This is a genomic window from Streptococcus mitis (assembly GCF_946190375.1).
GTDB lineage: Bacteria > Bacillota > Bacilli > Lactobacillales > Streptococcaceae > Streptococcus > Streptococcus mitis_CJ.
On record NZ_CAMIAF010000003.1, the window covers coordinates 22,923 to 35,830 of the forward strand.

The following is a 12,908-nucleotide window of genomic DNA, read 5'->3' on the forward strand; positions in this document are numbered from 1 at the left end:
TTCTCCTTTAACTTGATAAATAATGTGTTTGTGCCATGTAAATCAATTGTTTCGTATCTCTTGGCAATAAAGCTCTAGCCTCCTCCAGATTCAGATTTGGATAAACTCGCTTATTTGAAACCGCAAGAGGAAGTCTGATGGTTAGTTCAGGATTTTTTAATATCATTTCGATGAAATCTGTTAATTTTAGGTTATCTCGATTCTTAAAACGTAATAAATTTGGAGATAAAAACTCGAAACAATCTGAAGAATAGCTCATCATCTCAATTAATTTGTCCTTTGTCATTTCAGAAACTGAATGACAAGATACCTCGATGCCGTATTTTTGAAAGAAGTCTAAAAGAAGTTGATTTCTTTGGCTATTTTTACTTAGATAGAGATCAATCATGAGAAACCTCCCAAAGATTCGGTTCCATTTGATATTCTGAGACGATTAAGGAATCTAATAAATTTGCGAAGTTAATCGGTTTCTTGTCTTCATCATAAGCTTTTACAGTTACTTGGGTTGTAAGTATTCCCTCTTTTCCCTCGGCTCGATAGCCTTGCCCATATAAAACAAAAACAAGATTCTGATGATCATCTACAAAGGCATCAGCTCCGTTCTTTATATCCTGACTTTCCAGGAATTCCATAACGTTTTGAAGATAGGATTCATAAAATAGTGGGTAATTATGTTTTTTATGGTAATCATCTAAAAATGTCACCTCAAACTCACATGGATAATTAGGCAGTAAAAATATTTGTTCATCCAGCTGTTTGATTTCTGCATCATGTAATTCTGTTTCTAATTCATCACAATCTAGTATTGATTCTTTATTTAATGCTTTCATCTTTTTTCTCTATTTCTTTTAATTTTTTTGCGATTGCGGCAATCACAGGAACGGTTACACTATTACCAGCTTGTTTATAGAGCTGACTATTACTAGAGACTTTTCTAGCAGCTTCAAAAGCCCAATCAGGAAATCCCTGTAGGCGAAAACACTCTTTAGGAGTGATTCGTCGTATTCTCAAACGGTAAAATTGTCCATCTATTAAGACACCAGCTACATGATAAACTTGTTTATCTTCTCCTTCATAACTAGCAACTACTACTCCCATTTGCCCACTAGTTGTTAACGTATTCGCTATACCTTTTCCAACTCTACCACGACGATACTGAGAACTTGGTCTTTCTAAATTGATTGAATCCCCAATCTCTGCTTGAGCATATCCTTTTTTCGTTGCTTCCCGTACTTTTAGAAATTGGATTGGTTCTGGAATTAGTATTTTGGGGATTTTATCTCCTCCTTGCATTGTAGTCAGTGTTGGAGATAAGCCCTCACTTCCATAGACGCGACCAGTTTCCTTAAAGCTAGTTGGTAAATCTCCAACAACGACAATACCATGGCGATCCTGAGTATTTAAAGTAAACATTGGCTCTTGATTATCCTTGAAACGTCTACCATTTTGTCTTTTTTCTAATCTGTCTGTTGTCATACAAGGAATCGCAACTTTAAATCCTTCTCCTTTTCCACGAACTAAGGTTGGCGCAAGACCTTCTGAATAATAGACTTTACCACTCATTCCACTTCTTGATGGATTCAAATTTCCTAGTACTTTCAAAGTCTCAGAGTTAGTTGCTTGACCTTCTCGTCTGAAAGGAAATAAGAGTCTGGTACCTCTCTTTCTAGAATGTCCGATAATAAACACCCTCTCTCTGTTTTGGGGAACGCCAAAATCCTTACTGTTAAGCACCTGCCACTCAACATCAAACCCCAATTCATCAAGCGTGGTAAGGATTGTGGTGAACGTCCGTCCCTTATCGTGATTGAGTAGGCCTTTAACATTTTCAAGAAAAAGAAAACGTGGTTGGATTTGTTTGGCCACCCGACAAATTTCAAAGAACAAAGTGCCTCTAGTATCTTCAAATCCCAATCGTCTTCCTGCGATTGAAAATGCTTGACAAGGGAATCCCCCACAGATGACATCGACTTTCCCTCTAAGTTTTTTAAATTCGTCATCTGAAACATCTCGTATGTCATGAAATTCTATTTCTCCTTCTGTTTGAAAAATGGACTTATAAGATTTCCTAGCAAATTTATCAATCTCACAAAATCCAATACACTCGTGTCCGACACTTTCCATTCCTAGTCGAAAACCACCGATACCTGAAAATAAATCAATAAATTTCATTTCTTTATCCCCCCTTCCTGATCGACTATCAATGTCCAAAGAGTCACACCACTTGAAATGAAAATGAGCATAACTAATATCCACTCGATTGGCGACATTTTAACCACCTCCTTTTCTAACACGGTTATTCCAAACGGAATATAGGCCATTAAACACAAATTCAGCAAGTACTTCCGCTCGTCTAACAAAGTGAACATTATCTAGAGCATATTGATAGATTCTCTCAAAATCAGTCATAGCTATATCACTGGCTGTTTCAGAAAAACCCTCACGTCTAAATTGATCTTGTACCAATCCCCAAATATAATCTCGATCATATTTTGTGACCTTTTCTACTTTTCTTCTCAAGATAGGTTGAGTATTCCTTTCTTCCTCATCCTCAATAAATAAAGATTCAGTCTCACTAACTTCAGTCTCACTAGTGGCTGAATGTGAGACGGGGGCCGTTTCATTTTCAACCTGCCCTAGTCTTTTTTTAACACTAGGCCTGTTTGAATTAGCTACTGGGGTAGAAGACAACTCCCCTAAATAAATCTTATTAGCTAGTCTTCCTTTCTCACTTGAAGACTGTTGAACTTCATCAATTAAGTCATATTCTTTAAGAGTTTTTTTGATTGATAGTAGTTTTGACTTCGAACAACCTAACAGCCTCATCAGTTTAGAATTAGAAAATACTAAATAAACCGCCCCTTCTTCATCTATCCAACCACGACTAAGAGATAATTCTAAACGATCTTTTAAAATTGAATAAGCCACCTTTACTTCTAATTTCATATCCATATATTTCTCATCCTCAAAAAGAATTTTAGGTAATTTATAATACCGTTCTGAAGTTTGGTATTGATTTGCGGTAATTCGTTTCATAGCGCTCCTCCAAGTTCTTTGAGTATTAAATCTCCACTTGATTCCAATCGAACCAAGCCACTTTTTTCTAATTCAGCCATAAGAGAGATGGCTTCAACAATATCAATTCCCATTTCACGTACTAAAAATGAAATGACAATATAGCGTGATGATTGTAATTCTTTTGTCATTTTCCCTCCTGAAAATAAAAAAAGGAGAACAATATTCAATTGTTCTCCACGATAAATTTGCTAAAAAGAAAAACCCTGCCAAATTAATTTTTGGTAGGGTTTTTGGTAGGAAACTAAATTAATTTATCAGTTTCTAAAATATGTTCACGATTCTAAAAGGCTGATACTATAGTATTCCGAATTCTAATTGGTATATGCCTCTTATTTAAGAGTAACTGAAGCTCCAGCTTCTTCCAATTTAGCTTTGATTTCTTCAGCTTCTGCAGTTGCAACGCCTTCTTTAACAAGTGCTGGTGCACCGTCAACAAGTTCTTTAGCTTCTTTAAGTCCAAGACCTGTGATTTCACGTACAACTTTGATAACGCCAACTTTTTTGTCGCCTGCAGATGTCAATTCAACGTCGAATGAATCTTTAGCAGCACCAGCGTCAGCAGCACCAGCTGCAGCAACAGCTACAGGAGCAGCTGCAGTTACACCAAATTCTTCTTCGATAGCTTTTACAAGGTCGTTCAATTCAAGGATTGAAGCTTCTTTAATTTCAGCAATAATGTTTTCAATGTTCAATGCCATTGTTATTTCCTCCAAATATGTTTTAAATTTATAATATATTTTCGTAGCTAGGCTACGCTGCGTAGCTTAAGATTAAGCTGCGTCTTCTTTGTTGTCTGCAACCGCTTTGACTGCAAGAGCAACATTGCGCACTGGCGCTTGAAGTACAGAAAGGAGCATAGAAAGAAGTCCTTCGCGGTTTGGAAGAGTTGCAAGAGCAAGAATCTCTTCTTTAGATGCGACAGCGCCTTCGATTGCACCACCTTTGATTTCAAGTGCTTCAGCGTTTTTAGAAAAGTCGTTCAAGATTTTCGCTGGTGCGATAACATCTTCGTTAGAAAATGCTACTGCAGATGGTCCAACAAATACAGATGCAAGATCTTCAAGACCAGCTTTTTCAGCTGCACGACGCAAGATTGAGTTTTTAATCACTTTATACTCAACTTCGCTTCCACGAAGCTCACGACGAAGAACTGTATCTTGCTCAACTGTCAAACCACGAGCGTCTACAACGACGATAGATGCAGCAGCTTTCATTTTTTCAGCTACTACGTCAACTAGTTCCGCTTTTTTAGCAATAATTGCTTCACTCATTAGTGTGTTCACCTCCGTTATTATTTTGCTTGGGGAATTTTTCCAAAAGAAAAACGCGCCCAAACCTAGACACGAAAGTACAATACGCTTCTTTTTACATGATACGTTTTGTCCTCGGTAGGATATTTATGAGTCGAGCTCCCCTACTGTCTTAGGCAGTTTTTTCAAACCGTATATAAGTATAGCATAGTCAAAAAAAGAATGCAAGATTTTTGCAAACTTTTTTTAAAATTTTTTCGTGATTTTTCTTTTAAAGTTCTACTGTCAGAACTTGACCTTGCTTAACTACTGGTTCTCCGGCAATATAGACATCATCTACATCACTGGACTTGACAGCATAGACTAGGTGAGAGAGCATATTTTCTTGGGGTTGAAGATGGATTTTCCCTTGTGGTTGAATAACGAGAAAATCTGCTTGCTTGCCGACTTCTAGACTTCCTATCTGATTTTCCATTCCAAGGACCTTAGCCCCTTCGATTGTCAGTGCCTTGAGAGCTGTTTCGATAGGAAATTGGCTGGCATCTCCGCTATTCATTTTCTGAAGGAGAGCTGCAGTCCGTCCTTCCTCAAACATATCTAGATTGTTATTGGAAGCAACCGAATCTGTCGCAATTCCTACTGCCACTCCTGCTTTTTGGAGTTGGATGATTGGAGCGATTCCTGAGGCCAGTTTAAGGTTACTGATAGGATTATGGGCGATAGCCACTTGAGAAGTTGCCAAACGTTCAATTTCTCGCTCGTTTAATTCTACCCCATGAGCAAAGACAGAAGGATGATCTAAGTAACCCAGTTCTTCTAGAAAAGCGAGGGGACGTTTGCCGTATCGTTTCAGGATAATTCCTGACTCCTCCTTGGTCTCCGCCACGTGGATATGGAGAGGAATATTCAACTCTTTTGCCATATCTAAGCTTTCTGCCAGCAAGTCTATACTACAACTGTAGGGAGAATGTGGAGCTACCATCACCTTGAAATTTGGATTTTTATATTCTAAGATTTTCTCTATGATGAATCGAGTTCTGCTTATAGTTTCATCAGTTGTCTCTGTCTCCGAAGAAAAGAGGGTAGGTGAGAAATAACAACGCATCTTGGAATCTTTCACTGCCTGATAAATCCGTTCAATATCCACACCATTGGGATTATACATATCATTAAAGGTTGTTGTTCCTGACTGGAGCATCTCTGTCAGAGCTTCTTTAACCGCCTTAGTAGTCATGTCGGGAGTAAACTCAGCTTCTGCTGGCCAGATATAGTCATTGAGCCATTCATGAAGATTACTATCATCTCGGACTCCTCTCAATCCTGTCATAGCAGAGTGTGTGTGGCAATTAACCAAACCAGGCATAATCCAGGCTCCCTGATAGTCTATAATCTGCTCAGCTTGCTCTAAAATCTCTGACTTCTCTTGACCAACATAGACGATTTGAGAATCCTTAACTGCTAAGATTCCAGCCAAATAAACATGGAAATCTTGGTCACAAGTCACGATATTTACATGCTGAAAGACTTTCATTCTAGGCTCCTTTTCTATAAGACAATTTACAGTGAATAATTTTTCTAGCTATTGTAACAAAAAAGTCACCCGAAGGCAACTTTTTTCGTTCATAAGATTTTAAAATAGAAAGGCTTATTCAGAGCTAAAAGCGGCAGCTTGCTGCATTTGGTAATACTTGCCTTTTCTAGCCATGAGGTCCTGATGATTGCCATGCTCCACAATATCGCCATCCACTAAGACTAGAATCATATCCGCATCCTGAATGGTTGACAAGCGGTGAGCAATGATAAAGCTTGTGCGCCCCTTCATGAGTTTAGCAAATGCATCCTGAACTAGCACTTCTGTCCGTGTATCGATGGAGGAAGTCGCCTCGTCTAAGATGAGAATCTTTGGAATAGCCAGAAAGACTCGGGCAATGGTCAAGAGCTGGGCTTGACCGACAGAGAGAGATTCTCCTGCATTTTCCAACTTGGTATCGTAACCCTGCGGCAACTGTTGGATGAAAAAGTCTGCATTGGCTGCTTTGGCAGCAGCAATCACTTGCTCCCGACTAGCATCAGGATTACAAAAGGCAATATTGTCATGGATGGTTCCTTGCTTGAGCCAGGTTTCTTGGAGCACCATACCAAACTGTTGTCTCAATGATGCCCGGGTATAGTCATAAATGGATTTCCCATCCAGCAAGATATCTCCCGAGTTAATGGGATAAAAACGCATGAGGAGATTGATAAGAGTTGATTTTCCGGCACCTGTCGGACCAACAATAGCTACCTTGCTACCAGCTGGAATATCAATAGATAAATCCTTAATCAAAATCTTTTCAGGATGGTAGCCAAAAGAGACATGTTTAAAGGAAATAGCTCCCTTAACTTGGTCACTGGTCAACTCTTCCTTACCACTTTCAGCCACCTCAGGACTATCTAAGACTCCATAAACACGCTCCGCGCAAGCGAGAGCACTTTGCAACTCGGCTAGAACTGAAGAAATATCGTTAAAAGGCTTGGTGTATTGCTGAACATAGTTCAAAAAAGTCACTAAGCGTCCAATGGTCAAGGTGGACCCCATCATGATACGATAAGCTCCTACTCCAGCTAGAAGGGCATAAATAAGCGCATTTACAAAGCGAGTCGAAGGATTAACCGTTGAAGAGTAAAAGATAGCTGACTGCGAATAACCTGCATAGTTGTCATTAGCCTCACGCAGTCTTTGGATAAAATCTTCTTGAGCATTGAAGGACTGGATAATTGTCTGTTGGCTAAGCGATTCTTCAATCAACTGAGTCTGAATTCCCCGCGTCTCTGTTTGCTTTTGGAAGAGATGATAGGAGCGTTTGGCAATAAAGCGTGAAATTACCATAGACAGTGGCGTCAACAGCAAGACCAAGAGGGTCATGAGGAGATGAATTTGAAGCATGGCTAGAATACTAACCAAAATCATTAAGACGCCAATAAAAAATTGGTTAAAAATCATGGTCAAGCCAGCTGCCAACTGTTCGATATCTGTGGTCACACGACTGACCATCTCTCCACTTCCTTGCTGATCAACAAAAGCAATCGGTAACCGATGGAGCTTATGGATGATTTGATCTCGCAAGTCTCTGGTATAAGAGAAGATTAGGCGATTATAGAGAAGAGGATTGGCCCACTGCACAAGGGTATTTCCTATGACAACCAAGATCATTTGGAGAAAAATCTGCCAAAAAACTGGTGAAGAACCAGCCACCAGGACTTGGTCAATGACCTGCCCAATCAAGATAGGAAGATAAATTGATAATCCAACTTGGGCAATAGTTCCTAGAAAGGCTAGGAAAAGAAGGAAGGGATTGCTTGCTAAATCTTTTGCCAAACGTTTGAGCGTCTGGTTTGCAGTTTGTCGTCTCATGCTAGTCCTCCTTCCCATGTTGGGATGCATTGATTTCGCGATAGACTTGACTGGATTTCATCAAGTCCTCGTGCTTGCCGATAGCTAGGAGCTCACCTTTTTCCAAGAGGAGAATCTGGTCTGCCATACGAAGTGTTGAGGTTCGTTGAGAAATCAAGATTAAGCTCGTGTTTGGTAAATTTTCTCGGATAGCTTTCAAGAGTTTGGACTCCGTAATGGTATCCAACGCCGAGGTCGCATCATCTAGGATGAGAAATGGAGCCTGGCGCAAGACTGCTCGAGCAATCGACAGCCTTTGTTTTTGTCCGCCTGAGAAATTTCGACCTCCTGCCTCAACTAGGGCATCCAAGAGTCCTTCCTTTTCACTGACAAAATCCTTGGCTTGAGCAATTTCCAATGCCTGCCAGAGTTCTTGGTCAGTTACTTCTTGATCTAAACCTAAAGTCAAGTTGGAACGAATGGTTCCTTTAAAGAGTTCGACTTTTTGGGGCACATAGGCAATCCAAGACCGCCACTGCTCAAGATTACGAGGACTAGATCCATCTCGATAAGGGTAAATGCACCCCTTGTCTGCTGGATAAAGTCCAAGGATGAGTTGTACTAAGCTTGATTTACCAGAACCTGTTCCCCCAATGATACCAAGGATTTGCCCTTGCTGCATATCAAAGGAAATATCTCTCAGAGAAGGCTGGGCCGCATCAGGATAGGTAAAGGTCAGTTCTTGAACTTGTAAAATCTGATCACTGGTAGCTTGCTTTTGTTCTAATTCTGAATGAATATCTTCTGGAGCCTCAGCAAAGACTTCCTCGATTCGCTTGGCTGAGATATATGACTGGTTGAGGGAATTTATCAGCATGGCTAGCTTGACCAATTCCACCAAAATCTGCAAGAGATAGTTGATAAGGGCAATGAGGGCCCCTTGACTGAGCAATCCTCCTTGGATAGAAATATAGCCTTGCCAGATGATAACAAGGAGGGTTCCATTAACAATCAGATAGGTCAGAGGTGTTAATAAACTAGACCAGAAACCCGTCTTTTCTTGTAAACTAGCATAAACTTGGTTAAGGGTTTGAAAAATCTGTAACTCTCGTTTTTCTTGACCAAAAGCACGAATCACTCTCATCCCTTGTAATTGCTGGCGTGTTTCCTGAACTAGTTGGTCCGTTTTCTTTCTGAGACTGCTGTAGAGAGGATTGACCAACCGAGAAAGACCTACAATGACGATGGTCAAAATGACAACCATGATCAAGAACCAGAGAGTCAGCTCAGCTGAGATGCGATAGGCCATAAAGATAGCGCCAAAGACAATAATAGGTGCTCGCAAAAAGAGACGCAGGAATTGATTAATACCAGTCTGAATCTGGTAGGTATCCGAAGTCAAGCGAGTGACCAAGCTAGAAGTGGTCAAACGATCTCTGCTGTCCTTGGGCAAGGAAAGAATATGGCGATAGAGGTCACCTGTCAATTCTTTGGCAAATCCAACCGCTGCCTTGGCTGAGTAAAATTGAGCTACCAAGGCCACTACAACGCCAATCACTGCAAAGATAAGGAGCTGGCCAATCTGCATCCATAGATGACCTTGATTTCTTTGGGGCAAGGATTGGTCAACAATCCCAGCAATCACCATAGGAACTAAGAGCTCAAACACAGCTTCTAGTAGCTTGAACAAGGGTGCTAAAATTGATTCCTTGATGTAGGGTTTAAAGTAAGATAATAGGTGTTTCATAAATCCCTTCTATTCGTATTCTGGAAATAAAGAAAGTGGGAAGCGCCCACCATCTCTGTTTTATTTGTTTAAGTAAGGCAGTAGATAGCCATATCCTGCTTCTTCCATCTCATCCTTAGCCACAAAGCGCAAGGAAGCAGAATTGATACAGTAACGGAGGCCACCAAACTCACGAGGTCCATCTGTGAAAACATGACCCAAATGAGCATTCCCCGACCGAGAACGAACCTCGATTCGCTCCATTCCATGACTCAGGTCCTTGTAATAGTGAATCAACTCTTTTGAAATCGGATGGCTAAAACTTGGCCAACCACAACCTGAGGCAAACTTATCCTTGGCAAAAAAGAGTGGCTCACCCGTCGTAATATCTACATAAATCCCTTCTTCAAAGGTTTGGTCATAGGCATTGGTAAATGGAGCCTCTGTAGCAGCTTCTTGGGTAACACGATAGGACTCTTCAGTTAAGCTTTCCTTTAACACCTCTTGACTAGGCTTTTCATAGTTAGAGGCATCAATCAATGGCTTATCAGCATCGGTCACATCAATATGACAGTAACCTGAAGGATTCTTCTTAAGATAGTCTTCAGCCAGAATATAGTGGCGAAGTTTCTCCACCTCTACTGCAATCTTTCGACCCAGCATGCGTTCCTGCTCCTGCACCACTGTATAGATAGCTGGCAAGTCTGCATCATCTTGGTAATAAATCCCAGTTCGATATTGGCGACCACGGTCATTCCCTTGTTGATTGATGGATAAAGGGTCGATGACACGGAAATAATAAAGCAAAATTTCTCTGAGTGACACTGCATTTTCATCATAAATCACTTGAACCGTTTCTGCATGGTCTGTTTCCTTGAGCAGCTGGTAATTGGTCGTTTCGACTTGTCCATTAGCGTAGCCAACACTGGTTGCTAGCACTCCAGAAATGCGTGAAAAATATTCCTCTAGGCCCCAAAAACAACCACCTGCTAGATAAATTTCTGCCATCTTTATTTCTCCTTTATCAAGTTTTTAACTAATACTCTTCGAAAATCTCTTCAAACCACGTCAGCTTACATCTGCAACCTCAAAGCAGTGCTTTGAGCAACCTGCGGCTAGCTTCCTAGTTTGCTCTTTGATTTTCATTGAGTATAAACTTCTTTTCAAAAAAAGGATAGGAAGCTCTCTGGTCGAGAGTTTCCCCATCCCATCTTCTATTCTTTATTTTGCTTCTACACGGACACCTTGGGTATCAACTTTCAAGTCATGAAGTTTTCCTTTGAAAGGTTGCTTTTCCAATTCTGCCTTAATCGTTGGCATCTTGTCATGAGAAGCCAAGACCATAACTGTCGGCCCAGCACCAGAGAGGTAGGTTGCATAGGCACCATTTTCTTTGGCCACTTGCTTAATCGTCGCAAATTCTCTCACCAAGTCCTGACGATAGCGCTCGTGGAAGAGATCTCCCTCGATTGCTTGCCCAGCGGTCACCATGTCTCCTGCCAATAAGGCCGCAACCGCCACATTGGCGATAGAACTAGCTGCAACAGCTTCCTTATAGGACAATTTCTTAGGCAAGACACCACGGCTGTCTCGAGTACGCAATTCATAGTTGGGAATGTAGGCTAGGAAATCACACTCTGGGAAGTCTGCTACGATAGCAGAAACTTGCCCATCAACGGAGCTGGCAATAACGAGATTACCATAAATGGCCGGAGCTACATTGTCAGGGTGTCCTTCAATCTTAGTCGCCAACTGCAATTTTTCATGATCAGACAGGTTGAGCTGACCCAGTTGGTTGGCTAGTTCAATCCCAGCTACAATAACCGAGCTGGAAGAACCCAAACCACGCGCCAAGGGAACATCACTAGTCATTTTCAAACGTCTTGGTTGTAAATCTGGTACAATTTGCAAGGCAATTTTTAGTAAGAGATTACGCTCGTCATGAGGAATCCATTTGCCGATCTGGTGTTCAATCAGCCATTCATCCCGTTCTTCACAGACCTCGATTTGAAGATATTTGGTTACAGCTACACCGACCGAGTCAAAACCTGGCCCGATATTGGCACTGGTTGCAGGTACAATAATCTTCATCTTATTCTCCTAGCACCTTGAAGGTATTCAATAGGTCGAATTCTGAAACCTTCTTCAATTCAGCTGAGACATTTTCAAGCTGCGCTTTATTAATCTTATGTGTGATAATCACTACACGCGCCTTGTCACCATCTTTGCCATCTTGGAGGATTTGCTTGAAGGAAATATCTTGAGCGTTAAAAATCTCAGCCAATTTCAAGACCTGACCTTTTGAGTCTGGAGCCAAGATTGAGAAGTAGTAATTTGCTTTGACATCTTCTGGATTTGCCAAGACCAAGTCACGGCTGTATTCGTTGAAGTCTTTGCCAATGGTACCATCATTCAAACGACGAACGATACGGACAATATCCGCCACCACACTTGTTGCAGTTGGTTTTTGACCAGCACCTGGTCCGTAGTACATAGACTCACCAATACCGATAGATTCTACAAAGACAGCGTTCATTACCCCATTTACACTGGCAAGTGGGTGTGCTTTAGGTAGGAAGGTTGGAGTCACTTCTGCAGCAATTCCTGAAGGAGTTTCCTCGATAGAACCAACCAATTTCACTACATAGCCAAGATCTTGAGCTACAGCTACGTCTTCTGGTGTGATGTTGCGGATTCCCTTGTGGGCTACATCATCAAAGGCAACCTTCATGCCAAAGGCAAATTGGCTCAAAATGACCATCTTGTAGGCTGCATCAATACCATCTACGTCATTCGTAGGATCGCTTTCTGCAAATCCTAGTCTTTGTGCTTCCGCAAGAGCATCATCGTAAGACCAGCCTTCTTCCACCATCTTGGTCATCATGAAATTGGAAGTTCCGTTGACTACTCCAAGCACGCGCGTGATTTTATCAGAAGCCAAGGAATTTGCTAGAGTACGAAGAATTGGAATCCCACCAGCTACTGCTGCTTCGTAGTAAAGTGCTACATTATGCTCTTTAGCGATTTCTAACAATTCTGCACCATGGACAGCCAAAAGGTCCTTGTTAGCAGTCACAACGTGTTTCCCAGCTTCCAAGGCACGAGTGATAAAGGTTTTAGCTGGTTCGATACGCCCCATCAATTCCACTACGATCGTAATGTCTTGATCTGACAAAATGTCATCCACATTGGTTACAAAGTTAAAGTCATTCCCTGCTGCAAGCAAGCGATTCTTTTCATCTTCATCCTTGACCAATACCTTGGCAACTTCAATCTCTGAATGTGCTGATTGATTGATTTTTTCTCCATTTTCCTTTAGGAGGAAAGGCACACCACTTGCAACGGTACCAAATCCTAGTAAAGCAATTTTAACTGTCATGTTTGTCTCCTCGAAATTTTCTAATATAGCCATTATAACAGAATTTTATGAAAATTCCTATTATAGTAAATCACTATTTCAATCTAGAAAAGAAAAAACGAA

General features: G+C 41.0%; 13 protein-coding genes and 1 other annotated feature. All 13 genes read right to left on the reverse strand.

The window, feature by feature from the left end; genetic code table 11:
• Window positions 1-7 precede the first annotated feature (7 nt).
• Complete coding sequence (locus tag N8M09_RS02070; protein ID WP_101776863.1) at window positions 8-388, reverse strand: thioredoxin domain-containing protein; 381 nt, start codon at window positions 386-388, stop codon at window positions 8-10.
• Window positions 381-830, reverse strand: coding sequence for a hypothetical protein (locus tag N8M09_RS02075; protein ID WP_261063104.1), 450 nt, complete (start codon window positions 828-830; stop codon window positions 381-383). Before N8M09_RS02075 ends, N8M09_RS02070 begins: the two co-directional genes overlap by 8 nt.
• Window positions 814-2,172 (reverse strand): DNA (cytosine-5-)-methyltransferase, encoded by a 1,359-nt coding sequence (gene dcm / locus N8M09_RS02080; RefSeq protein ID WP_261063111.1) that lies wholly within the window; start codon window positions 2,170-2,172, stop codon window positions 814-816. Before dcm ends, N8M09_RS02075 begins: the two co-directional genes overlap by 17 nt.
• Window positions 2,173-2,271: 99 nt before the next feature.
• On the reverse strand, window positions 2,272-3,036 hold the full coding sequence (locus N8M09_RS02085) for a replication initiator protein A (RefSeq protein ID WP_261063118.1): 765 nt from the start codon (window positions 3,034-3,036) through the stop codon (window positions 2,272-2,274).
• Window positions 3,033-3,206 carry a hypothetical protein gene (locus N8M09_RS02090; RefSeq protein WP_000159607.1) on the reverse strand — a complete coding sequence of 58 codons (174 nt, stop codon included), beginning with the start codon at window positions 3,204-3,206 and terminating at the stop codon, window positions 3,033-3,035. Before N8M09_RS02090 ends, N8M09_RS02085 begins: the two co-directional genes overlap by 4 nt.
• 201 nt (window positions 3,207-3,407) lie before the next feature.
• Complete coding sequence (gene rplL / locus N8M09_RS02095; protein WP_001196965.1) at window positions 3,408-3,776, reverse strand: 50S ribosomal protein L7/L12; 369 nt, start codon at window positions 3,774-3,776, stop codon at window positions 3,408-3,410.
• 72 nt (window positions 3,777-3,848) lie between these two features.
• A complete protein-coding gene (rplJ, locus tag N8M09_RS02100) occupies window positions 3,849-4,349 on the reverse strand; it encodes a 50S ribosomal protein L10 (RefSeq protein WP_001287277.1) in 501 nt (166 codons plus the stop codon).
• Between the two features lie 38 nt (window positions 4,350-4,387).
• Window positions 4,388-4,523, reverse strand: a sequence feature (ribosomal protein L10 leader region).
• 76 nt (window positions 4,524-4,599) lie between these two features.
• The gene (locus tag N8M09_RS02105; protein WP_261063130.1) at window positions 4,600-5,859 is read right to left on the reverse strand and encodes a TRZ/ATZ family protein; all 1,260 of its coding nucleotides are present in this window, start codon (window positions 5,857-5,859) and stop codon (window positions 4,600-4,602) included.
• A gap of 114 nt (window positions 5,860-5,973) precedes the next feature.
• Window positions 5,974-7,722 carry an ABC transporter ATP-binding protein gene (locus N8M09_RS02110; protein ID WP_261063134.1) on the reverse strand — a complete coding sequence of 583 codons (1,749 nt, stop codon included), beginning with the start codon at window positions 7,720-7,722 and terminating at the stop codon, window positions 5,974-5,976.
• A gap of 1 nt (window position 7,723) precedes the next feature.
• Window positions 7,724-9,448 carry an ABC transporter ATP-binding protein gene (locus N8M09_RS02115; protein WP_261063146.1) on the reverse strand — a complete coding sequence of 575 codons (1,725 nt, stop codon included), beginning with the start codon at window positions 9,446-9,448 and terminating at the stop codon, window positions 7,724-7,726.
• Window positions 9,449-9,508: 60 nt separating this feature from the next.
• Window positions 9,509-10,435 carry a peptide-methionine (R)-S-oxide reductase MsrB gene (msrB, locus tag N8M09_RS02120; protein WP_261063153.1) on the reverse strand — a complete coding sequence of 309 codons (927 nt, stop codon included), beginning with the start codon at window positions 10,433-10,435 and terminating at the stop codon, window positions 9,509-9,511.
• A gap of 213 nt (window positions 10,436-10,648) precedes the next feature.
• The gene (gene thrB / locus N8M09_RS02125; RefSeq protein ID WP_024057159.1) at window positions 10,649-11,518 is read right to left on the reverse strand and encodes a homoserine kinase; all 870 of its coding nucleotides are present in this window, start codon (window positions 11,516-11,518) and stop codon (window positions 10,649-10,651) included.
• A gap of 1 nt (window position 11,519) precedes the next feature.
• Window positions 11,520-12,806, reverse strand: a complete 1,287-nt coding sequence (locus N8M09_RS02130; RefSeq protein ID WP_261063164.1) for a homoserine dehydrogenase — start codon at window positions 12,804-12,806, stop codon at window positions 11,520-11,522.
• Between the last annotated feature and the right edge of the window lie 102 nt (window positions 12,807-12,908).

Bases quoted from the DNA above. Each gene is read 5' to 3' on its own strand.
- N8M09_RS02130 (WP_261063164.1), bottom strand. From the start codon at position 12,806: ATGACAGTTAAAATTGCTTTACTAGGATTTGGTACCGTTGCAAGTGGT.
- rplJ (WP_001287277.1), bottom strand. From the start codon at position 4,349: ATGAGTGAAGCAATTATTGCTAAAAAAGCGGAACTAGTTGACGTAGTA.
- N8M09_RS02070 (WP_101776863.1), bottom strand. From the start codon at position 388: ATGATTGATCTCTATCTAAGTAAAAATAGCCAAAGAAATCAACTTCTT.
- dcm (WP_261063111.1), bottom strand. From the start codon at position 2,172: ATGAAATTTATTGATTTATTTTCAGGTATCGGTGGTTTTCGACTAGGA.
- N8M09_RS02075 (WP_261063104.1), bottom strand. From the start codon at position 830: ATGAAAGCATTAAATAAAGAATCAATACTAGATTGTGATGAATTAGAA.
- N8M09_RS02090 (WP_000159607.1), bottom strand. From the start codon at position 3,206: ATGACAAAAGAATTACAATCATCACGCTATATTGTCATTTCATTTTTA.
- N8M09_RS02085 (WP_261063118.1), bottom strand. From the start codon at position 3,036: ATGAAACGAATTACCGCAAATCAATACCAAACTTCAGAACGGTATTAT.
- N8M09_RS02110 (WP_261063134.1), bottom strand. From the start codon at position 7,722: ATGAGACGACAAACTGCAAACCAGACGCTCAAACGTTTGGCAAAAGAT.
- rplL (WP_001196965.1), bottom strand. From the start codon at position 3,776: ATGGCATTGAACATTGAAAACATTATTGCTGAAATTAAAGAAGCTTCA.
- N8M09_RS02115 (WP_261063146.1), bottom strand. From the start codon at position 9,448: ATGAAACACCTATTATCTTACTTTAAACCCTACATCAAGGAATCAATT.
- msrB (WP_261063153.1), bottom strand. From the start codon at position 10,435: ATGGCAGAAATTTATCTAGCAGGTGGTTGTTTTTGGGGCCTAGAGGAA.
- thrB (WP_024057159.1), bottom strand. From the start codon at position 11,518: ATGAAGATTATTGTACCTGCAACCAGTGCCAATATCGGGCCAGGTTTT.
- N8M09_RS02105 (WP_261063130.1), bottom strand. From the start codon at position 5,859: ATGAAAGTCTTTCAGCATGTAAATATCGTGACTTGTGACCAAGATTTC.